Here is a 21,333-nt window from a genome sequence, read left to right on the forward strand (position 1 = left end):
AAAGGCAGAGTCACCTCTGCCTTTATGCGTGAGCGGGTTTAAGCCGCTTTGGCAACTGCTTCCGCTTCCGGGCGCTTCAGCACCGCGTAAGAGAGGCCCGCCACCAGGGTACCGGCGATAATCGCCAGCAGGTAACCCAGCACCGGCGTGATCGCCCCAGGGATCAGCAGGACAAACAGACCGCCGTGCGGTGCCATCAGCTTCGCACCAATGGCCATAGAGATAGCACCGGTTACTGCACCACCCGCGATACAGCAAGGCAGAACGCGCATTGGGTCACGCGCAGCGAACGGAATGGCACCTTCGGTGATGAAGCACAGACCGAGAATCAGCGCTGCTTTGCCGCCTTCCTGTTGTGCCTTATCGAATTTACGGCGGGCAATAATAGTCGCCAGGCCCAGCGCCAGCGGTGGCACCATACCGGCAGCCATAATGGCAGCCATCGGCGCGTAAGTCTGGGTACTCAGCAGGCCAACACCAAACGCATAGGCCGCTTTGTTCACCGGGCCGCCCATATCGGTACACATCATGCCACCGAGGATTGCGCCCAGCAGTACCGCATTGGCAGTGCCCATGGTTTGCAGCCAGTGGGTCAGGCCTTCGAGGATACCCGCGACCGGCTTACCGATCAGGTAGATCATTCCCAGACCCACCACCAGGCTTGAAAGCAGCGGAATGATCAGGATCGGCTTCAGCGCTTCCATACTCTGCGGCAATTTCAACTTCGAACTAATTAGCTTCGCAACATAACCGGCCAGGAAGCCCGCGATGATCCCGCCGATGAAACCTGAACCGGTGCTTACAGCCAACATACCGCCAATAAGACCTGGAGTCAGACCCGGACGATCCGCGATAGAGAAGGCGATATAACCTGCCAGGACAGGTACCATCAGCGCGAAGGCAGAACCCCCACCAATTTGCATCAGCGCCGCAGCCAGCGTGTTCGGCTCTTTAAAGGCTTCGATACCGAAAGCGAAGGAGAGTGCGATACACAGACCACCAGCCACCACCATCGGCAGCATATAGGAAACCCCGGTCAGCAGGTGACGATAAGCGCCAGCAGACTCTTTTTTGGTTTCCGTCGCGCCCTGGGCACCGCCCGCCGCCTGATACGGCTTCGCTTCTGCTACGGCCTTATCGAACTCCTGCGCGGTCTTCTTCAACGCCAGACCAGTAGAGGTACGGTACATCGGTTTTCCGGCGAATTTCGCCAGATCCACTTCGATGTCTGCCGCCACGATCACCAGATCCGCTTCAGCCACCTCTTCGGGGGTGATGGCATTGCCTGCACCCACGGAGCCGCGGGTTTCAACTTTTACCCACCAGCCACGTTTTTTGGCTTCGGTTTCAATGGCTTCAGCCGCCATGAAAGTGTGTGCCACGCCCGTTGGACAGGCTGTCACCGCCACCACGCGTTTCGGACCGCCGCTCAGGGCCGGTGCCGTTGCCGCTGGCAGGGTATAGACCGAGGCGTGATCCTTCGCTTCGCTCAGGAACAGCTCCGGGTGGGCAACCGCGCGATTGATATCGCCCAGCCACACCTTTTTGCCGTTCAGCGCGCTGTCAGCAGGAATGGTGTCGCCCAGAACGATCACCAGTTCGGCATCGTTCGGGTTGTCCAGGATATCCAGATGTGCTTTGTGTGCCGCCGCGCCCAGCAGTGTCTTTGCCATATAGGCGCGGGCCTGTCCGAGAGCAGAGTCGATAATCAGCAGCGTTTTCATTATGCCTCTCCTGCTGTTAGTTAAAGGGTTTTAAGTCAACGCGCGCCATCATCGCGGCTAACTGGGTACGATCGGTAATACCGACATTGCTCTGGCTCACGGCCAGGGCAGCAACAGCGGTAGCAAGACGTAACGTGTGTTCACTGGATTCACGCATCAGCAGGCCGTAAATCAGCCCACCTACCATGGAATCCCCTGCGCCAACGGTGCTTACCACTTCCATCGACGGTGGTTTGGCAATCCATTCGCCAGACGCGTTAACCCACAGCGCGCCTTCTGCACCCAATGAAATCACCACATGAGCGATACCCTGTTCACGCAGCGCATGGGCAGCATCAATCACATCTTTCAATTCTGGCAGCTTACGGCCAGCCCAGATTTCCAGTTCGCGACGATTTGGTTTTACCAGCCATGGTGCGGCTTTAAGGCCTGCAACCAGCGCATCACGGCTGCTGTCGAAAATAATACACGGGCACTGGCTGCGCAGACGCGTCATCCAGTCGGTAAAGGCTTCCGGGCTGACGCCCGACGGCAGACTGCCGCTGACGCATACCATGTCGAACTGGCCCAGCCAGGAGAGCGAGTCGTTAACAAAACGTTCCCAGTCTGACTGCGTCACTTCGAAGCCGGAGAAGTTCAGGTCGGTCACTTCACCGTCTTTCTCGGTCAGCTTCACGTTGATGCGGGTACGGCCCTGCACAATCTGGAAACGGTTAGCAATGCCCAGTTCGCTGAACAACTGCTGAAAGCCGTCCTGGTTATCTTTGCCCAGGAAGCCGCCTACGGTGACATCGATGCCCAGATCTTTCAGCACCTTCGCCACATTGATCCCTTTACCTGCCGCATGCAGGCCAGTGGTCCGCACCAGGTTGACTTCGCCGCGCTCAATCTCCGGGCAGAATCCTACCAGGTCGTAAGCCGGGTTCAGCGTAATCGTTGCAACACGTCTGCTCATTATGCGCCCTCCCCCAGACCTGCCGCGATGGCATCGCCAATGGCTTTCAGCGCCTGTTCAGCATCGGCACCCTGGGCGGTGAAGCGCAGGCGATGGCCTTTTTTCACGCCCAGTGCGACCACTTTCATCAGGCTACGGCCATTAGCGGGCTTACCGCTGCCGTCGAGGTTAGTGACGGTGATGTCGCTTTCAAACTGCTTGATGGTATTAACCAGCATGGTGCCCGGGCGGGCATGCAGACCGTGTTCGTTACGCACCACGTACTCTGCACTGAGCAGGTCGTCGGTCAGCGCGTCATCGCTGGTCAGCAGCGCCAGCAGGGTCGCGGCATCCGCGTTCAGCAATTTGTCAGCTTTGTTGATCAGCAGCAGATCGCTCAGGCGTTTGAGCACGGCAACCGGCTGGTCATCGGCCATCGCGACGGTCACCAGCAGGGCTGCTTTCTCACCTTCAACATCAAATGCGGAGGCCGCACGGCTGACGGCAACAGCGCTGCGCAGATTGCCTTCAGCACTGTCGTTCAGCCAGACGCCCTGGCCCAGGTTCAGCGGCTTGTCCGTTATGGTATGGGTGACAAATGCTGTGTCGACCGCGCCCGCCTCTTTCAGACGTGCGGCGTTCATCGCCTGCAGCGTCACCAGATCGGAGGCGACCACATCCAGCGACAGCGTCGCGTTATCCAGCTTCAGCGCTTCGCTCTGCTTTTCACCCATCAGCAGTGCTCGCAGCTCTTCAGCGGTGGTGGCAGTTTTCAGTTGTTCCGCCACTGCGTCATCGCTCAGCACGTGCGTCAGTTGACGCAGCAGGCCCAGATGTTCGTCACTGCTGGCGGCGATACCGATGGCGACATACGCCACCTGCCCTTCGCCCCAGAGCACGCCCTGCGGGAATTGATATACCTGCACACCGGTCTTCAGAACCTGATCGCGGGTATCGGTGGTGCCATGGGGAATGGCGATGCCATTGCCGAGGAAGGTTGAGGTCTGCTGCTCACGCGCCAGCATGCCATCAACATAGCCAGCGGCAACATTGCCAGACTGCACCAGCGCGGCAGCGATCTGCCGGATGGCCTCTTCTTTATTACCGGCCTGTTCGCCCGGATGAATGTCCTGTACGGATAACTGGAACATAGCTCTCCACTCCTGCTGAAATTGAATCGTTTCAGCTTAAATGTGAAAATAGGCGCCAATCCGTTTGTATTAGATCAACCAATTAGCGCTGAAACGTTTCAAGAAGTCTTGCTTTTTATCGCCATCCTTGCAAGTAAAGTTACGTTTCAGCTTTCGGAATTTAGAGTTGCAGCACATTTTTGCAACATTCCGTCCTCTTTCGCGGGCAATAAAAGAGACCAGCGCGCTTTACTTCAGCAGCTTCAGCAAGCGCAGCGGCAATATGAAATGCCATTTTGATTTTTTGTGGTAATAAGAGTGCGCATCTGTTCATTTTCTGACAAGCGGCGTAAACTCCGCCTCTCTTCATATTACTGATACAGAAACATGCATACGACTCCCGCTGCCGCCAGGCAAAAATCGTTTGATTTGACGTCATCGGCGTTTTTGATTGTGGCCTTCCTCACCGGTATTGCCGGTGCACTGCAAACCCCTACGCTGAGCCTGTTCCTGACCACGGAAGTGCATGCTCGTCCGGCGATGGTTGGCTTCTTTTTTACCGGCAGCGCCATCATCGGCATTTTTGTTAGCCAGTTTTTGGCGGGTCGCTCAGACAAAAAGGGCGATCGCAAAAGCTTGATCGTCTTCTGTTGTCTGCTGGGCGTGTTCGCCTGCCTGCTATTTGCCTGGAACCGTAATTACTTCATTTTGTTGTTCGTTGGCGTCTTTTTGGGGAGTTTTGGCTCTACGGCTAACCCGCAGATGTTTGCCCTCGCCCGCGAACATGCGGATCGCACCGGGCGTGAAGCGGTGATGTTCAGTTCAATATTGCGTGCCCAGGTTTCGCTGGCCTGGGTGATAGGTCCGCCGCTGGCTTACGCCCTGGCGATGGGTTTTGGCTTTACGGTGATGTATCTCAGCGCCGCAGCGGCGTACATCATTTGCGGCCTGATGGTATGGTTCTTTTTACCCTCTATGCGTAAAGAGCCGAAGCTGGCGACCGGTACGCTGGAAGCCCCGCGTCGTAACCGCCGCGACGCCCTGCTGCTGTTTATTATCTGCACATTGATGTGGGGTACTAACAGTCTGTACATCATCAATATGCCGCTGTTTATTATTAATGAACTGCATCTGTCGGAAAAACTGGCGGGCATCATGATGGGCGCGGCGGCGGGGCTGGAAATCCCGACCATGCTGATTGCCGGCTATTACGCCAGGCGCTTCGGCAAACGCTTTCTGATGCGCATTGCCGCCGTAGCAGGACTGCTGTTCTATATCGGGATGCTGACCGCCAGCTCACCGGCATTGTTGCTGGGGTTACAACTGCTCAATGCGATTTATATCGGCATTCTGGCGGGGATCGGCATGCTCTATTTTCAGGATTTAATGCCCGGCCAGGCGGGGGCAGCCACCACGCTTTATACCAATACGACGCGCGTGGGCTGGATCATCGCGGGCTCGATGGCCGGTGTGGTGGCCGAGATCTGGAGCTATCACGCGGTCTTCTGGATAGCGCTGGCGATGTGCGTGATCACCTGCGTTTGCCTGACGCGCATAAAAGACATTTAAGGCGCGGTCAGCGCCTCCAGCTCCAGCAGCCAGGTCATCGCCTGCTGGCGCGAACTGCCACACATATCGGCGGCGGGCTGCAGGCCGGCGCAGACTTTTGGGCGTAGCGGTGAGCCAAAAATCTTACAGCGCTGCTGCGCATCCAGCTGTACGCACGGTGTATTCGCCGGCTTGCCGTTGGGCATGCCGGGAATCGGGCTGGTAATGGAGGGTGCAGTGCAGCACGCTCCACAGTCTGGACGGCATTCCATAAAGGCACTCTTACCCTGACGAGAACCCGCAGAGCGGGCGTGGCGCGCACAGTAACACCTTTTATGTATTGATAGCAAAACCCACGAATTCCTCTTGCCTGAAAGCCCGCGCGCGAGTACTTTGACGCGATATTTTTGACCTCCCCGTTAACAGGATTACTGCAATGCCAAGAGCGAACGAAATTAAAAAAGGTATGGTGCTGAACTACAACAGCAAACTGCTGATTGTGAAGGATATTGATATCCAGGCACCGAGCGCCCGTGGCGCAGCGACGCTGTATAAAATGCGTTTCTCCGATGTCCGCACCGGTCTTAAAGTGGAAGAGCGCTTTAAAGGCGACGATATCGTCGATACCGTGACCCTGACCCGCCGCTTCGTTGACTTCTCTTATATTGATGGCAACGAATACGTGTTTATGGATAAAGAAGATTACACCCCGTATATCTTCACCAAAGATCAGATCGCAGACGAGCTGCAGTTTATGCCTGAAGGCGGCATGCCGGATATGCAGGTACTGACCTGGGACGGCCAGCTGCTGGCGCTTGAGCTGCCGCAGACCGTTGATCTGGAAATCGTTGAGACCGCACCGGGCATCAAAGGGGCTTCAGCCAGCGCCCGTAACAAACCGGCGACGCTGACCACCGGCCTGGTGGTGCAGGTTCCGGAGTACCTCTCCGCTGGCGAGAAGATCCGTATCCATATCGAAGAAAAACGTTATATGGGTCGTGCAGACTAAGACAAAAAACCCGGCTTTCGCCGGGTTTCTTTTTTACAGCAGTTCGGGATATTTGGTCATTTTTAGCGCCAATTCCACGCCACGCACTTCCGCCATCCCCTTCAGTCGCCCAATCGCCGAATAGCCAGGATTGGTTTTCTTACGCAGGTCATCCAGCATTTGATGGCCGTGATCGGGACGGAATGGAATCGGTCGCACATCGCCCGCTTTCTTGCGGCGTTGCTCTTCACTGAGGATAGCGTCCACCACCGCCACCATATTCACGTCACCGCCCAGATGCGCGGCTTCGTGGAAGGTTTTTGGATTCTCTTCCCGGCAGGTAGCGCGCAGGTGAGTAAAGTGAATACGGTCACCAAAGGTTTCGATCATCCGCACCAGATCGTTATCGGCACGCACGCCGTAGGAGCCGGTACACATGGTGAAGCCATTGTTGATGCTGTCGACGGTCTCTTTCAGCCACTGCATATCTTCAATGGTAGAGACAATACGCGGCAGACCGAGAATTGGACGCGGTGGATCGTCCGGATGGACTGCCAGACGCACGCCCGCTTCTTCTGCCACCGGGACGATAGCGCGCAGGAAGTGGGCCATGTTTTCCCGCAGCTGCGCTTTATCGATATTGCCATACTCCGCCAGACGCGCGCGGAACTGGTCGAGGGTATAGCCCTCTTCAGCGCCCGGCAGGCCGGCAATAATATTGCGGGTCAATTTTTCAATTTCTGCCGCGCTGGCCGCATTAAACCATGCCTGGGCTTGTTGCTGCTCTTCAGGGCTGTAATCGGCTGCTGCGCCTTCACGCTTCAGAATATGCAGCTCAAATGCGGCGAAGGCGATCTGATCAAAGCGCAGTGCTTTGGAGCCATCCGGCAATTCGTATTCCAGATCGGTGCGCGTCCAGTCGAGGATAGGCATAAAGTTGTAGCAGACCGTATCAATACCGCAGGCCGCCAGATTACGAATGCTCTGCTGATAGTTGGCAATCCAGGTCGCGCACTGCCCGGAATGAGTTTTGATCTCTTCGTGCACCGGAATGCTTTCAACGACAGACCAGGTGAGCCCTTTTTCGGCCAGCAGCTTCTGGCGCTGTTTAATCTCTTCTACCGGCCATACCTCACCGTTAGGAATATGATGCAGCGCGGTCACCACGCCGGTCGCGCCTGCCTGGCGCACGTCATCAAGAGAAACCGGATCGTTCGGGCCATACCAACGCCAGGTTTGTTCCATCGCTTCATCCTCGCAAAGTTGTTATACCAATATAATGTGACGCAATGACGACTACCATACATGTCTAACGCGCCGGGTCAACGCGCCTCGCCTCATTGATTGATCAAACTCACAGTTCCCGCATATTTACGGCTCACCAATTTAAATTGCTGTCATATAACTTTAGACTGACATTGTTAATTAACGGTTAATTAGGTGTGTATTTCATGAAGACAATTGCCTCTATTACGCTGCCCGCTAACGTTAAGCAGCCCCAGTACGATCGTCAGCAACTGCGCTCCCGCATCGTCCATTTTGGATTTGGTGCTTTTCATCGCGCGCATCAGGCGCTGTTAACCGATCGCGTGCTGAATTCCGAGGGCGGCGACTGGGGTATCTGTGAGATTAGCCTGTTTAGCGGCGATAAGCTGATGAGCCAGCTGCGCGCGCAGGATCACCTGTTTACCGTGCTGGAAAAAGGGGCGGATGGGAATCAACCCATCATCGTCGGCGCGGTGCATGAGTGCCTGAACGCGAAGCTTGATTCGCTGGCCGCCATTATTGAGAAGTTCTGTGAACCGCAGGTGGCGATCGTCTCTCTGACCATTACGGAAAAGGGTTACTGCATTGATCCTGCCACCGGCAAACTGGATGTGCAGAACGAACGTATTCTTCACGATCTGGAAAATCCCACTGAGCCACACTCGGCGCCGGGTATTCTGGTCGAAGCGTTACACCGTCGTCGCGAACGCGGCCTGACGCCCTTCAGCGTACTCTCCTGCGATAACATCCCCGATAACGGTCATGTAGTGAAAAATGCGGTGCTGGGCATGGCGCAGAAACGCTCGCCGGAACTGGCTGAGTGGATTGCGAAACATGTTAGCTTCCCGGGGACGATGGTGGATCGCATTGTTCCTGCAGCGACCGACGCCTCCCTTGCGGAAATTGCTGACGTGCTGGGTGTGGATGATCCCTGCGCCATCAGCTGTGAGCCCTTTATCCAGTGGGTGGTTGAAGATAATTTTGTGGCCGGTCGCCCGGCGTGGGAAGCCGCGGGCGTTCAGCTTGTGCAGGATGTGTTGCCCTGGGAGCAGATGAAGCTGCGAATGCTTAATGGCAGCCACTCTTTCCTCGCCTGGCTGGGTTATCTCAGCGGGTTTGCCCATATCAGCGACTGCATGCAGGACGAGGCTTTGCGCAAGGCTGCCCGTCAGCTGATGCTGACCGAACAAGCCCCTACCCTGCGCATTACCGGTGTGGATCTGGATGCGTATGCCGACAGTCTGATCGACCGTTTTACCAACCCGGCCCTGCAGCACCGTACATGGCAGATTGCGATGGATGGCAGCCAGAAGCTGCCTCAGCGCATGCTGGAAGGGATCCGCGTGCACCTGCAGCGCGGCACCCCGTGGCCACTGCTGGCGCTTGGCGTAGCGGGCTGGATGCGTTACGTCAGCGGCGTGGATGATGCGGGTCAGGCCATCGACGTACGCGATCCCCTGAGCGACAAAATCCGCGCTATCGTCGACAGCAGTACCGAGCAGACGCGCGTGCAGGCGCTGCTTGGCCTGAGCGAAATTTTTGGCGAGGATCTGCCGCAGGATGCCGGGTTTGTTGACGCCGTCAGCAACGCTTACCAGCGTATTCAGCACACCGGCGCCCGCCAGGCAATCATTGATACGCTAAACCTTTCCCAATAATGGCGGTTTACGCGGACGGAATAGGGTTCCGTTCGCGTGACCTCTTCTCATGACTGTTCTTTTCAGCCAGGATTATTGATAATTGTTATAAGATTACAGTTATCACTCCTGGAGCACATGTGACCAAGACTAACCTGATCACCGGTTTTCTCGGCAGCGGCAAAACCACCTCAATTTTGCATCTGCTGGCCAATAAAGATCCTGCCGAAAAATGGGCCGTACTGGTCAATGAATTTGGCGAAGTGGGTATCGATGGCGCGCTGCTGGCCGACAGCGGCGCGATGATCAAAGAGATACCCGGAGGCTGCATGTGTTGTGTCAATGGTCTGCCGATGCAGGTTGGCCTGAACACGCTTCTGCGACAGGGTAAACCCGACCGACTGCTCATCGAGCCCACTGGCCTCGGCCATCCAAAGCAGATCCTCGACCTGCTCACCTCGCCGGTTTATGAACCCTGGATCGATCTGCGTGCGACGCTATGCGTGCTCGACCCGCGTCAGCTGCTGGACGAAAAAGCGGTACAAAATGACAACTTCCGCGATCAGCTGGCTTCTGCCGATATTATCATTGCCAACAAAGAAGACCGGGCGACGCCAGAAAGCTGTGAAGCGCTTCAGATTTGGTGGCAACACGTCGGCGGGGAGCGTCAGTTGCAGTACGCAACGCAGGGCAATATCGATATCGCCTTGTTAGATCTGCCGCGCCTGAATACGGTGGAACTGCCTGCCAGCGCGGAACACAACCATTCCCATCGCGATCAGAAAGGGCTTGCCGCCCTGAGCCTGCCTGCCCACCAGCGCTGGCGGCGTAACCTCAATAGCGGCCAGGGCCATCAGGCGTGCGGATGGATTTTTGACGCTGACACCTGTTTCGACACTATCGGTCTGCTGGAATGGGCGCGACTGGCGCCGGTTGATCGCGTTAAAGGGGTGATGCGCACGCCAGATGGCCTGGTGCGGATTAATCGCCAGGGGGAAGATTACTTCATCGAAACCCAGGGAGTGGCTCCGCCGGACAGTCGTATAGAGCTAATTAGTGCGGTAAATACCGACTGGAACGCACTTCAGGCTAGTCTGTTGAAGCTTCGTTTAACTTCCGACAACTAACGTTGCCCGGACTTCTTAGCTTAGTAAACGATGATGAAAACACGATTCCCCCAGATAATACTGCTTAATGTCGCTGGCCTGGCGCTCTTCTTCTCATGGTACCTGCCGGTTAACCACGGCTTCTGGTTCCCGCTGGACAGTGGCATCTTCCACTTCTTTAACCATAAGCTGGTGGAGAGTCGTGCCTTCCTGTGGCTGGTCGCCATCACCAATAATCGTGCTTTTGACGGATGTTCGTTACTGGCGATGGGCTGTCTGCTTCTCTGGTTCTGGCGCCAGGCATCGGCAGAAGGACGTCGGCGCATTATTATTATCGGGTTGGTAATGTTATTGATCGCCGTGGTGCTGAATCAACTGGCATCTGCCCTTATTCCGGTGAAACGTTCGAGTCCTACGCTCTGGTTTTCTGATATTTATCGCGTTAGCGAATTGCTGCATATTTCAACGAAAGACGCCTCGAAAGACAGTTTCCCTGGCGATCACGGGATGATGCTGCTTATTTTTGCGGCAGTAGTATGGCGCTATTTCGGTCGTAAAGCCTTTATGGTTGCCCTGATTATCTTTATGGTCTTTGCTTTCCCGCGGGTCATGATTGGCGCCCACTGGTTCACCGATATTGCTGTCGGGTCGCTCTCTGTGGCGCTGATTGGTCTTCCCTGGTGTCTGATGACTCCATTAAGTGATAAATTAATCGCCGTGTTCGATCGTTATTTACCTCATAAATTCAACAAAAATAAAACAAATAACTAACCGAAATTATTAAGCGCCGTCAGGGATCGTTATCGATCCCTGACGATTTAACGGCTGCTTAATTTACATTATGTCATCATGCTGTAACATTAATCGGCTTACAAATGAATCAGTTGTGTGATTTTTAGCCTGATTTCTCCCCTCATTTCCCTTTCCCATCAGCCTGATTTGGCTATCACAAATACTTATAAAAAATTGGCTTTTTTTACTCGCAATGGGTTCGGCAATCGGTTACTCTCAGACTCGTTTTACCCAGCACCGTAATTATTTCTAATGCAGAAAAATTTGTGCGATTCGCCACAGATTTGACCATAAAGAATTGTCTCAAAGTGCGCAGGTAATTAGTCTCGTCACGTTTGGCATTTTTATAACGATATTGATCGTTAAGGACTTCAAGGGAAAATAAACAAAATGGTCAAATCTCAACCGATTTTGAGATATATCTTGCGGGGGATCCCGGCGATTGCAGTTGCGGTTCTGCTTTCTGCTTGTAGCACAACGAATACCGCGAAGAATATGCATCCTGAGACGCGTGTTGTGGGGTCAGAAGACGCCTCTTCACTGCAAGCCTCTCAGGATGAATTTGAGACAATGGTACGTAATCTGGATGTGAAATCCCGACTTATGGACCAGTATGCCAGCTGGAAAGGCGTTCGTTACCGCCTGGGTGGCAGCACCAAAAAAGGTATTGATTGTTCCGGTTTCGTACAGCGTACTTTCCGTGAGCAGTTTGGTTTAGAACTTCCGCGTTCAACCTATGAACAGCAGGAGATGGGCAAGTCGATTTCGCGTACCAGCTTACGCACCGGCGATTTAGTCCTGTTCCGCGCAGGTTCGACCGGCCGACACGTCGGCATCTATATCGGTAATGATCAGTTCGTCCACGCATCCACCAGCAACGGTGTGATGATCTCCAGTATGAACGAGCCTTACTGGAAGAAGCGCTACAATGAAGCGCGCCGTGTACTGACGCGGAGTTAATCGATGCGTGTTGTCCGTTACCCTTGGCTGACAACACGTTGAATAAAGCACTGCTACGGCGGTGCTTTTTTTGTTTCATCGCCAGGCAAGAGAGCGTAACCTTTCTCTGGCAAAGCCAATCCAGGCTATAGTCGTGTAACTGCATGAATTTAGCCGTCATGAAGACGGGGGCGGCAAATCAGGATCTGATGACATCAATGTTCACCCGCTACTTTTCATCCCGCCGTAAGGTGCTGATCATTAGCCTTCTTACCGGCCTGTTTATCGCCCTGCTCTGCGGCGGTTTGCAATTTTTTTCCAGTTACCATAAACGCGCGGTAAGGTTCGATAACCTGATTGTCGATCTTCGACTGTATATGGAGAGCTATTTCACCGAGCTGCGTACCTCTGTCGACCAGTTGCAACCCATGACTTTGAATAGATGTGAGGATGTGGGTTCAGAGCTGACCTCGCGCGCGGCCTTTAGCCTGAACGTTCGCGCATTTCTGCTGGTGAAAGACAAAATCGCTTTTTGCTCTTCGGCCACCGGGCCGATGAACACCCCCCTTGCGGATCTGGTTCCCGAAATTGATCTGAAAAAGCCAATCGATATGGCGCTGGTCCCCGGCACCCCAATGATGCCGAATAAATCCGCCATTGTGCTGTGGTACCGTAACCCGCTGGTAAACGATGGCGGCATTTTTACGTCAATTAACCTCAACCTGACCCCTTACCTTTTATATACCGCCCGTCAGGATGAGTTTGCGGCCATTGCGCTGGTGGTAGGAAACACCGCCTTTTCAACCTATGCCGATCACCTGCTGCATACCAACGAATTAACTACGCCACCCATACGGTCCACCCGCATTGAAGAGTTGCCGCTGCAAATAAATCTCTACGCCGAAGCCTGGACGCGAGAAGACTTGCTGTTTGCATTACTGTTTGGCGTGATTTGCGGCATCAGCAGTGCGGTTGTCTGCTACTACCTGTCGATGGCGCGGGCTAACCCAAGAAAAGAGATCCTGACGGCCATTAAGCAGGATCAGTTTTATGTGGTCTATCAGCCGGTTGTAGATGCCAACGATCTAAAAATGACTGGCGTAGAGGTACTCATGCGCTGGCGTCATCCGGGTGCCGGAGAGATCCCGCCTGATGCTTTTATCAACTTTGCTGAAGCACAAAAGTTGATCGTCCCGCTGACGCTTCACCTCTTTGACCTGATACTGCGCGATGCGCCAATGTTGAAAAAACGGCTACCGCCGGGTGCAAAACTGGGGATCAATATTGCTCCAGGCCACCTGCATGCCGAAAGTTTTAAAGAAGACATGCGCAAATTTGCCGCCTCGCTACCGCCGAATCACTTCCAGGTCGTGCTTGAAATTACCGAGCGCAATATGCTGCAACACAGCGAAGCGGCCCGGCTGTTCGACTGGCTTCATCATGAAGGCTTTGAAGTGGCGATTGATGACTTTGGTACCGGGCATAGCGCGCTCATCTATCTTGAGCGCTTCTCGATGGACTATCTCAAAATCGATCGTGGGTTCGTCAACACCATCGGTATGGAAACGGTTACCTCCCCCGTCCTCGACGCGGTCATTACCCTGGCGCGCCGGCTAAATATGGTCACCGTGGCGGAAGGGGTAGAAACAGTCGAGCAGGCAAAGTGGCTGCGGGAACATGGCGTCAATTTCTTACAAGGATACTGGATTAGTCGCCCTATGCCGCTGGACGCGCTGCTGACGTGGCAAGAAGATCCCGGGCTCAGTCGTGAATAATTGCACAACGGTCGCCTCGTCACTTATTATTCAATGATCATCGGGTGGCCAGTTAATAATAAGGAATGCGTAGCGGAATGATATTGCGCGTAATGATGCTACTGCTTGTAGCGCTGAGTGGATTCTGTCAGGCGCAGACCATCAAAGAGAGCTACGCGTTCGCCGTCATCGGCGAGCCGAAATACGCCATCAATTTCGATCACTACGATTACGTCAACCCGGCGGCGCCAAAAGGGGGAAAGGCTACCCTTTCCGTTATCGGTACCTTTGATAACTTCAACCGCTATGCTCTGCGCGGCGTGGCCGCCGAACGCACTGAATCACTTTACGATCCCCTCTTCACCACCTCCGACGATGAACCCGGCAGCTACTATCCTCTGGTCGCTGAGTTTGCACGCTACGCTGATGATTATTCCTGGGTGGAACTTACAATCAATCCGAAAGCGCGCTTTCATGATGGGACACCGGTCAGCGCCCGTGACGTCGAGTTTACCTTTCATAAATTTATGACTGAAGGGGTCCCCCAGTTCCGACTGGTCTATAAAGGCACCACCGTTAAAGCCATCGCGCCGCTTACGGTGCGTATTGAGCTGGCGAAGCCCAATAAAGAGGATATGCTGAGCCTCTTCTCCCTGCCGGTGATGCCAGAGAAATTCTGGAAAAATCATAAACTCAGCGATCCTATCTCCACGCCGCCGCTGGCCAGCGGCCCGTATCGCATTACCAGCTGGCGTATGGGGCAGTATGTCATCTGGTCACGGGTAAAAGATTACTGGGCCGCCGACCTGCCTGTTAACCGCGGCCGCTGGAACTTCGACACCCTGCGCTATGACTATTATCTGGACGATAATGTCGCCTTTGAGGCCTTCAAGGCCGGGGCATTTGATATGCGCCTTGAGAGCAGCGCCAAAAACTGGGCCACCCGCTACACCGGCAGAAATTTCGAGCGCGGCTATATCGTTAAAGATGAGTTTAAGAGCGATTCGGCGCAGGACACCCGCTGGCTGGCGTTTAATATCCAGCGTCCCGTCTTTACCGACCGACGCGTGCGCGAAGCCATTACCCTCGCCTTCGACTTTGAATGGATGAATAAAGCGCTCTTCTACGGTGCTTACAGCCGGGTGAACAGCTATTTTCAAAATACGGAGTACGCCGCAACAGGGTATCCGGACGCCGCTGAACTGACGCTGCTCGCTCCACTCAAGGGTGAAATCCCGGCCGAGGTCTTTACCTCCGTCTATCAGCCGCCGGTGTCAAAGGGCGACGGCTACGATCGTAACAACCTGCTTAAAGCCAGTAAATTGCTGGATGAGGCAGGCTGGACGCTGAAAAATCAGAAACGCGTTAATATCCAGACCGGGAAACCGCTCACCTTTGAGCTGCTCCTTCCCTCCGGCGGCAATAATCAGTGGGTGTTGCCGTTCCAGCACAATCTCGAACGCCTGGGCGTGACGATGACGATTCGCCAGGTCGATAATTCGCAAATCACTAACCGTATGCGTAGCCGCGATTACGATATGATGCCGCGCCTGTGGCGGGCGATGCCATGGCCAAGCTCCGATCTGCAGCTCTCCTGGGCTTCGGCATATATCGACTCCACCTATAACTCCCCGGGAGTAAAAAGCCCGGCCCTCGACGCGCTTATCGCCCGGATCGTTGACGCCCAGGGCGATAAAGAGAAATTGCTGCCGCTCGGGCGGGCGCTCGACCGGGTTCTGACCTGGAACTATTACATGCTGCCCATGTGGTATATGGCACAGGATCGTGTCGCCAGCTGGGATAAATTTTCTCACCCGGCGGTACGTCCGGTCTACGCCCTCGGTTTTGAAAACTGGTGGTATGACGTGAACAAAGCGGCGAAATTACCCGCCGAGCGACGGTAAGGAATGTTATGGGCGCTTATCTGATTCGTCGCTTATTACTGGTGATCCCCACCCTGTGGGCCATCATAACTATCAACTTTTTTATCGTGCAGATTGCCCCCGGTGGTCCGGTGGATCAGGCCATAGCCGCTATCGAAATGGGTAGCAGCAACAGCCTGCCCGGTGGGGGTGGCGAAGGGATGCGCGCCAGCCATGCCCGTACCGGCGTGGGTAATATCAGTGACAGTCACTATCGCGGCGGATGCGGCCTCGATCCGGAGGTGATCGCCGAGATCACTCAGCGCTACGGTTTCGATAAACCGCTGCATGAACGCTATTTCAAAATGTTGTGGGATTACGCGCGCTTCGATTTTGGTAATAGCCTGTTCCGCAGCGCCTCGGTATTGCAACTGATCAAGGAGAGTCTGCCCGTCTCCATCACCCTGGGGCTATGGGGTACCTTGATTATCTACCTGGTCTCTATCCCGCTGGGTATTCGCAAGGCGGTTTATAACGGCAGCCGTTTCGATACCTGGAGCAGTACCTTTATCATTATCGGCTATGCTATTCCGGCCTTCCTTTTCGCCGTAGTGTTGATCGTCCTCTGTGCCGGAGGCAGCTATTACGACCTTTTCCCGCTGCGCGGGCTGGTCTCGGCGGATTTTGACTCTCTGCCCTGGTACCAGAAAGTGACGGATTACCTCTGGCATATCACCTTGCCGGTGCTGGCCACGGTCATTGGCGGCTTCGCCGCGCTCACCATGCTGACCAAAAACTCGTTTCTTGATGAGATCCGCAAACAGTATGTGGTCACCGCCCGGGCGAAAGGGGTGAGCGAGCGCAAAATTCTGTGGCGGCATATATTTCGCAACGCCATGCTGCTGGTCATCGCCGGTTTTCCGGCCACCTTTATCAGCATGTTCTTCACCGGCTCGCTGCTCATAGAGGTGATGTTCTCCCTGAACGGCCTCGGCCTGCTGGGCTACGAAGCGACGCTCTCCCGTGACTACCCGGTGATGTTCGGCACGCTCTATATCTTCACCCTGATTGGCCTGCTGCTGAATATCATCAGTGATATCAGCTATACGCTGGTCGACCCACGCATCGATTTTGAGGGCCGCTGATGCTACGCCTAAGCCCCATAAACCAGGCCCGCTGGGCCCGTTTTCGCCACAACCGCCGCGGCTACTGGTCGCTGTGGATCTTTGCGGTGATCTTTATTCTGAGCCTGTTCTCTGAACTGGTGGCTAACGACAAGCCACTACTGGTCCATTTTAACGACCGCTGGTATCTGCCAGCGATAAATAACTACAGTGAGAGCGACTTCGGCGGCCCGTTCGCCACCCCGGCAGATTATCAGGATCCGTGGCTACGCGCGCAGCTCGATAACCACGGCTGGGCGCTGTGGGCGCCGGTTCGTTTTGGCGCCACCAGCATTAACTTTGCCACTACCCGTCCCTTTCCTTCTCCCCCCTCCAGTCAGAACTGGTTAGGCACCGATGCCAACGGCGGCGACGTACTGGCTCGCATTCTCTATGGCACCCGCATCTCGATTCTGTTCGGCCTGCTATTAACCCTTTTCTCTAGCGTTCTGGGGATACTGGCGGGCGCCCTTCAGGGCTATTACGGCGGCAAAATCGACCTCTGGGGACAGCGTTTTATTGAGGTGTGGTCGGGCATGCCGACCCTGTTTCTGATCATTCTGCTCTCAAGCGTAGTGCAGCCGAATTTCTGGTGGTTACTCGCCATCACCGTGCTGTTCGGCTGGATGGCGCTGGTCGGCGTAGTACGGGCTGAGTTTTTGCGTACCCGTAATTTTGATTATATCCGTGCCGCGCAGGCGCTGGGCGTGGGCGATCGGGGAATTATTTTCCGCCACATTCTGCCCAATGCGATGGTGGCTACCCTCACCTTCCTGCCGTTTATTATGTGCAGCTCCATCACTACCCTGACCTCTCTCGATTTTCTCGGTTTCGGCCTGCCGCTGGGATCGCCATCGCTGGGGGAACTGTTATTGCAGGGCAAAAATAACCTACAGGCGCCATGGCTTGGGATCACCGCGTTTATCTCGGTGGCATTGCTGCTGTCGTTACTGATCTTTATTGGCGAAGCGGTACGCGATGCCTTCGACCCCAACAAGGCGGTGTAACATGACGCAGCCCCTTCTGCATATTGATAACCTCTCCATCGCTTTTCGTCAGCAGGGCGAAACGCGTCCGGTAGTGAGCGATCTCTCGCTGCATATCGATCCGGGAGAAACGCTGGCGCTGGTGGGTGAGTCGGGCTCGGGGAAGAGCGTTACGGCCCTCTCAGTGCTGCGCCTGCTGCCTTCGCCACCGGCCATCTATCCCCAGGGCGATATCCTCTTTCAGGGGCAGTCACTGCTGCATGCCGATGAACGTACCCTGCGCGGCGTGCGAGGCAATAAAATCGCGATGATCTTCCAGGAGCCGATGGTCTCGCTCAACCCACTGCATACCCTTGAAAAACAGCTGTATGAAGTGCTCTCTCTGCATCGGGGGATGCGTAAAGAGGCCGCGCGCGGCGAGATGCTCGACTGTCTGGAGCGCACCGGCATTCGTCACGCGGCCAAACGGCTCTCTGACTTCCCGCATCAGCTCTCGGGAGGAGAGCGCCAGCGCGTCATGATTGCCATGGCCCTGCTCACCCGCCCTGAACTGCTGATTGCCGATGAACCCACCACGGCGCTGGACGTCACGGTACAGGCGCAGATCCTGCAACTGCTGCGGGAACTGCGCGACGAGCTGAACATGAGCTTGCTGTTTATCACCCACAATCTCAGCATCGTTAAAAAGCTTGCCGATAGGGTGGCGGTAATGCAAAGCGGGCGTTGCGTCGAGCAGAATAGCGCCCCTGCCCTGTTTAGTGCTCCGCAACATCCCTACACGCAGCGACTCCTTGATAGTGAACCCACCGGCGGCCCTGTTCCGCTGGCAGAAAATGCCCCGACGCTACTCACCGTGAATAATTTGTCGGTGGCCTTCCCGATACGTAAGGGTCTTTTACGCCGGGAGGTGGATAGCAAACGGGTGCTGAACAAGGTCAGCTTTACCCTACGTGCAGGTGAAACTCTGGGGCTGGTGGGGGAATCTGGTTCCGGTAAAAGCACCACCGGGCTGGCGCTACTGCGGCTGATTACGTCGCAAGGTGAGATGACTTTCGATGGTAAGACACTGCATGACCGCAATCGCCGTCAGATGCTTTCGTTGCGCCATCGAATGCAGGTGGTTTTCCAGGATCCCAACTCCTCACTCAACCCGCGACTCAATGTTCTGCAGATTATCGAAGAGGGGTTACGCGTACACCAGCCTGCGCTCACCCCGGCGCAGCGAGAAGCCGAGGTGATTCGGGTAATGGGCGAGGTGGGGCTGGATCCCGAAACCCGGCAACGTTATCCGGGGGCCTTTTCCGGCGGTCAACGACAGCGTATCGCCATTGCCCGCGCCTTGATCCTGCGACCGGAGCTGATCATCCTTGATGAACCGACGTCATCGCTGGATCGCACCGTGCAGGCGCAGATTCTGGCGTTACTGAAAGATCTTCAGCAGCAGTATCGGCTGGCGTATATCTTCATTAGCCATGACCTGCAGGTCGTGCAGACGCTTTGCCATCAGGTCATTGTTTTACGTCAGGGAGAGGTTGTCGAGCAGGGAGAGTGTCAGCGCGTGTTTGCCGCGCCGACGCAGGCATATACCCGCCAGCTGTTGGCGTTACGTTGACACTCAGAAAGGATTCTGGCCAGACACCGGCTCAGCAATGGCTACGCCGAAATTTTTCAGGCGGCAGGTGGCGGCAAATTCGTCCTGACTTTTCACGAACAGGCAGGGTTCGCCCTCGCACTCCAGCACGGAGCTGTCGAGTTCAATGTCAGTCAGCGCCTGGCTGAGCTTTTCCATTACCGGCCATGCGTTTTCGTCTTGCGGACTGAGCAATTTAAGCGCCACCAGGCAGTTATCGCAGTTCGTCCCGCTTTGCGGAATCGGTTCAACTTTCGAACCTGCGAAACCCGCCGACCAGCGATAGCTCTGCGGCAAGCGATGGACGATGGAGAGCTGTAATGTATCCACGTTTGTTCCCCGGAAGCAAAATATACTTCACAATCTATTTACATTTATAGTAACACATCATTACTCACCTGCCCTGTTTTTAGTGAGAAAGCGGTTACAGCCAGATATCATCGGCGTTAGCGTCTTATTTCTCAGGGCTTTTTGTATGAGTTTCAGGTTCGCAACGGCGCTATATGTACCCGTTTCTGCGATCTAACTCAACCTTTTTAACTACAACGATGTGACTTTTTACATAAATAGATTTTACATAAAAGAAACAAACAAGGAGACCGGGATGAACGTTTTGGTTGATATGTGTCAAAAAAGGGTTCCTGTGGAACCCTTTTTTGTGCGTCATTTAACCGTTTTTTTGGGTCGGCTGGCATAGAGGTAGAAAAGAATGGAGCCCGTCGCACAGAAAGCGATGGACCAGAGCATCGGCCAGGCACTGTTGAAGGTGGCCATCGACAGTAACGCACCGATAATGGCGCCAATGCCAAAGCGGAAGGTCCCGGCGAGCGACGACGCCGTGCCCGCCATGTGCGGGAACTCATCCAGAATGACCGCCATCGCGTTCGACGAGACCATGGAGACGCAACCGACAAACGCCGCCACGCCCACCACCAGCGACCAGAAGCCCACATCGAAGAATGCCGTCACCACCATCCAGATTGCCATGGCGAACTGGATCCACAGCCCGGCACGGAACATATTCAGCGCCCCAACGCGGCGGACAAAGCGGCTGTTGATCAGCGTCATCACAATCAGGAAGACGATGTTCAGTGCAAAGTAGTAGCCGAAATGCTGCGGTGAGACGTGGTTCAGTTCAATGTAAACAAAGGGCCCGGCGCTCAGGAATGAGAACATCCCCGCGAAGCTGAATCCGCTGGCCAGCATATAGCTCAGCACCCGCTTATGACGAAACAGCGATGCGAAGTTGCCGAGCGTGGTGCGGATGTGGAACTTTTGCCGACGTTCAGGCGGCAAGGTTTCCTTGATAAAGAAGAAGATCATTGCCGACGCCAGCAGCGCCGCAAGCGCCAGGATCCAGAAGATAGCGTGCCAGCTAAACCAGACCAGCACTGCCCCACCCGCCATCGGCGCTATCAACGGCGCCACGGTGGTGACCAGCATGACGAAGGACATCATGCGCGAGAACTCTTCTTTCGGGTAGATATCGCGCATTAGGGCATTAATCACCACGCTGGCAGCGGCGGCGGCCAGCCCGTGGAAGAAACGCATGACAATCAGGTGGTCAATGGTCTGTGCCAGCGCACAGGCAACAGCCGCACCGGCAAACACCAGGGTACCGCCGAGGATAACCGGTTTGCGCCCCAGGCTATCGGCCATCGGCCCGTAGAGCAACTGCCCCACGGCAAAGCCGAGAATATAGGTGCTGAGGGTCATTTGCGCGCTGCCTGCCGGTACGCCGAACTGCTCGGAAATGACCGGCAGTGCGGGCAGGTACATATCGATAGAGAGCGGCATCAGCATGGCCAGCAGGCCAAGGATAAAGACAATGCTAAATGACGAGTGTGGCCTGTTGGTCACAATAAACTCCTGGA

At 55.1% G+C, this 21,333-nt stretch carries 18 protein-coding genes; 11 read left to right on the top strand and 7 right to left on the bottom strand.

Features of this window, described 5'->3' with window-relative positions; all coding sequences use genetic code 11:
• Positions 1-38 precede the first annotated feature (38 nt).
• Genes fruA through fruB form a run of 3 tightly spaced genes read right to left on the bottom strand, consistent with a single transcriptional unit; the run spans position 39 to position 3,809 of the window.
• Positions 39-1,724, bottom strand: coding sequence for a PTS fructose transporter subunit IIBC (gene fruA / locus WFN75_RS10870; RefSeq protein WP_336996147.1), 1,686 nt, complete (start codon positions 1,722-1,724; stop codon positions 39-41).
• A gap of 16 nt (positions 1,725-1,740) precedes the next feature.
• Positions 1,741-2,679, bottom strand: coding sequence for a 1-phosphofructokinase (gene fruK, locus WFN75_RS10875; protein WP_040074777.1), 939 nt, complete (start codon positions 2,677-2,679; stop codon positions 1,741-1,743).
• Positions 2,679-3,809, bottom strand: coding sequence for a fused PTS fructose transporter subunit IIA/HPr protein (fruB, locus tag WFN75_RS10880; protein WP_336996148.1), 1,131 nt, complete (start codon positions 3,807-3,809; stop codon positions 2,679-2,681). The genes fruK and fruB overlap by 1 nt, the downstream gene beginning before the upstream one ends.
• Before the next feature lie 366 nt (positions 3,810-4,175).
• Between fruB and setB the strand changes: the two genes are divergently transcribed.
• Positions 4,176-5,357, top strand: coding sequence for a sugar efflux transporter SetB (setB, locus tag WFN75_RS10885; protein WP_336996149.1), 1,182 nt, complete (start codon positions 4,176-4,178; stop codon positions 5,355-5,357).
• Here setB and WFN75_RS10890 read toward each other — a convergent pair.
• Positions 5,354-5,608, bottom strand: coding sequence for a YkgJ family cysteine cluster protein (locus tag WFN75_RS10890; RefSeq protein WP_046884725.1), 255 nt, complete (start codon positions 5,606-5,608; stop codon positions 5,354-5,356). The two genes, setB and WFN75_RS10890, sit on opposite strands and share 4 nt — an antisense overlap.
• A 164-nt stretch (positions 5,609-5,772) precedes the next feature.
• Between WFN75_RS10890 and yeiP the strand changes: the two genes are divergently transcribed.
• Positions 5,773-6,345, top strand: a complete 573-nt coding sequence (yeiP, locus tag WFN75_RS10895) for an elongation factor P-like protein YeiP (RefSeq protein ID WP_040074772.1) — start codon at positions 5,773-5,775, stop codon at positions 6,343-6,345.
• A gap of 33 nt (positions 6,346-6,378) precedes the next feature.
• Here yeiP and uxuA read toward each other — a convergent pair whose 3' ends face one another.
• Positions 6,379-7,569, bottom strand: a complete 1,191-nt coding sequence (gene uxuA / locus WFN75_RS10900; RefSeq protein ID WP_040074771.1) for a mannonate dehydratase — start codon at positions 7,567-7,569, stop codon at positions 6,379-6,381.
• Between the two features lie 206 nt (positions 7,570-7,775).
• Between uxuA and WFN75_RS10905 the strand changes: the two genes are divergently transcribed.
• The 9 genes from WFN75_RS10905 (at position 7,776) to yejF (ending at position 19,441) form a co-directional block, all read left to right on the top strand.
• A complete protein-coding gene (locus tag WFN75_RS10905) occupies positions 7,776-9,248 on the top strand; it encodes a mannitol dehydrogenase family protein (protein WP_336996150.1) in 1,473 nt (490 codons plus the stop codon).
• A gap of 119 nt (positions 9,249-9,367) precedes the next feature.
• Positions 9,368-10,354 (top strand): CobW family GTP-binding protein, encoded by a 987-nt coding sequence (locus WFN75_RS10910; RefSeq protein ID WP_336996151.1) that lies wholly within the window; start codon positions 9,368-9,370, stop codon positions 10,352-10,354.
• 33 nt (positions 10,355-10,387) lie between these two features.
• A complete protein-coding gene (locus WFN75_RS10915) occupies positions 10,388-11,104 on the top strand; it encodes a phosphatase PAP2 family protein (protein WP_212477817.1) in 717 nt (238 codons plus the stop codon).
• Positions 11,105-11,515: 411 nt separating this feature from the next.
• Positions 11,516-12,085 (top strand): bifunctional murein DD-endopeptidase/murein LD-carboxypeptidase, encoded by a 570-nt coding sequence (mepS, locus tag WFN75_RS10920; protein WP_040074767.1) that lies wholly within the window; start codon positions 11,516-11,518, stop codon positions 12,083-12,085.
• Positions 12,086-12,282: 197 nt separating this feature from the next.
• On the top strand, positions 12,283-13,839 hold the full coding sequence (locus WFN75_RS10925; protein ID WP_336996255.1) for a cyclic di-GMP phosphodiesterase: 1,557 nt from the start codon (positions 12,283-12,285) through the stop codon (positions 13,837-13,839).
• Positions 13,840-13,916: 77 nt separating this feature from the next.
• Positions 13,917-15,722 carry an extracellular solute-binding protein gene (locus WFN75_RS10930; protein WP_336996152.1) on the top strand — a complete coding sequence of 602 codons (1,806 nt, stop codon included), beginning with the start codon at positions 13,917-13,919 and terminating at the stop codon, positions 15,720-15,722.
• Positions 15,723-15,730: 8 nt separating this feature from the next.
• Positions 15,731-16,825, top strand: a complete 1,095-nt coding sequence (locus WFN75_RS10935) for a microcin C ABC transporter permease YejB (protein WP_336996153.1) — start codon at positions 15,731-15,733, stop codon at positions 16,823-16,825.
• Positions 16,825-17,850: an ABC transporter permease gene (locus tag WFN75_RS10940; RefSeq protein WP_046884719.1), complete on the top strand. Its 1,026-nt coding sequence runs from the start codon at positions 16,825-16,827 to the stop codon at positions 17,848-17,850. Before WFN75_RS10935 ends, WFN75_RS10940 begins: the two co-directional genes overlap by 1 nt.
• Before the next feature lies 1 nt (position 17,851).
• Positions 17,852-19,441 (top strand): microcin C ABC transporter ATP-binding protein YejF, encoded by a 1,590-nt coding sequence (gene yejF / locus WFN75_RS10945; protein ID WP_336996154.1) that lies wholly within the window; start codon positions 17,852-17,854, stop codon positions 19,439-19,441.
• Between the two features lie 3 nt (positions 19,442-19,444).
• Here the strand turns inward: yejF and WFN75_RS10950 are convergent, their stop codons facing one another.
• Both WFN75_RS10950 and WFN75_RS10955 read right to left on the bottom strand, forming a co-directional pair.
• The gene (locus WFN75_RS10950) at positions 19,445-19,789 is read right to left on the bottom strand and encodes a YejG family protein (protein ID WP_040074760.1); all 345 of its coding nucleotides are present in this window, start codon (positions 19,787-19,789) and stop codon (positions 19,445-19,447) included.
• 333 nt (positions 19,790-20,122) lie between these two features.
• The gene (locus tag WFN75_RS10955; RefSeq protein WP_046884717.1) at positions 20,123-21,319 is read right to left on the bottom strand and encodes a Bcr/CflA family multidrug efflux MFS transporter; all 1,197 of its coding nucleotides are present in this window, start codon (positions 21,317-21,319) and stop codon (positions 20,123-20,125) included.
• Between the last annotated feature and the right edge of the window lie 14 nt (positions 21,320-21,333).

Source organism: Leclercia sp. UBA7405 (genome assembly GCF_037152215.1).
Classification (GTDB): Bacteria; Pseudomonadota; Gammaproteobacteria; order Enterobacterales; family Enterobacteriaceae; genus Enterobacter; species Enterobacter pneumoniae.

Bases quoted from the DNA above. Each gene is read 5' to 3' on its own strand.
- fruA (WP_336996147.1), bottom strand. From the start codon at position 1,724: ATGAAAACGCTGCTGATTATCGACTCTGCTCTCGGACAGGCCCGCGCC.
- fruK (WP_040074777.1), bottom strand. From the start codon at position 2,679: ATGAGCAGACGTGTTGCAACGATTACGCTGAACCCGGCTTACGACCTG.
- fruB (WP_336996148.1), bottom strand. From the start codon at position 3,809: ATGTTCCAGTTATCCGTACAGGACATTCATCCGGGCGAACAGGCCGGT.
- setB (WP_336996149.1), top strand. From the start codon at position 4,176: ATGCATACGACTCCCGCTGCCGCCAGGCAAAAATCGTTTGATTTGACG.
- WFN75_RS10890 (WP_046884725.1), bottom strand. From the start codon at position 5,608: ATGGAATGCCGTCCAGACTGTGGAGCGTGCTGCACTGCACCCTCCATT.
- yeiP (WP_040074772.1), top strand. From the start codon at position 5,773: ATGCCAAGAGCGAACGAAATTAAAAAAGGTATGGTGCTGAACTACAAC.
- uxuA (WP_040074771.1), bottom strand. From the start codon at position 7,569: ATGGAACAAACCTGGCGTTGGTATGGCCCGAACGATCCGGTTTCTCTT.
- WFN75_RS10905 (WP_336996150.1), top strand. From the start codon at position 7,776: ATGAAGACAATTGCCTCTATTACGCTGCCCGCTAACGTTAAGCAGCCC.
- WFN75_RS10915 (WP_212477817.1), top strand. From the start codon at position 10,388: ATGAAAACACGATTCCCCCAGATAATACTGCTTAATGTCGCTGGCCTG.
- mepS (WP_040074767.1), top strand. From the start codon at position 11,516: ATGGTCAAATCTCAACCGATTTTGAGATATATCTTGCGGGGGATCCCG.
- WFN75_RS10925 (WP_336996255.1), top strand. From the start codon at position 12,283: ATGTTCACCCGCTACTTTTCATCCCGCCGTAAGGTGCTGATCATTAGC.
- WFN75_RS10930 (WP_336996152.1), top strand. From the start codon at position 13,917: ATGATATTGCGCGTAATGATGCTACTGCTTGTAGCGCTGAGTGGATTC.
- WFN75_RS10935 (WP_336996153.1), top strand. From the start codon at position 15,731: ATGGGCGCTTATCTGATTCGTCGCTTATTACTGGTGATCCCCACCCTG.
- WFN75_RS10940 (WP_046884719.1), top strand. From the start codon at position 16,825: ATGCTACGCCTAAGCCCCATAAACCAGGCCCGCTGGGCCCGTTTTCGC.
- yejF (WP_336996154.1), top strand. From the start codon at position 17,852: ATGACGCAGCCCCTTCTGCATATTGATAACCTCTCCATCGCTTTTCGT.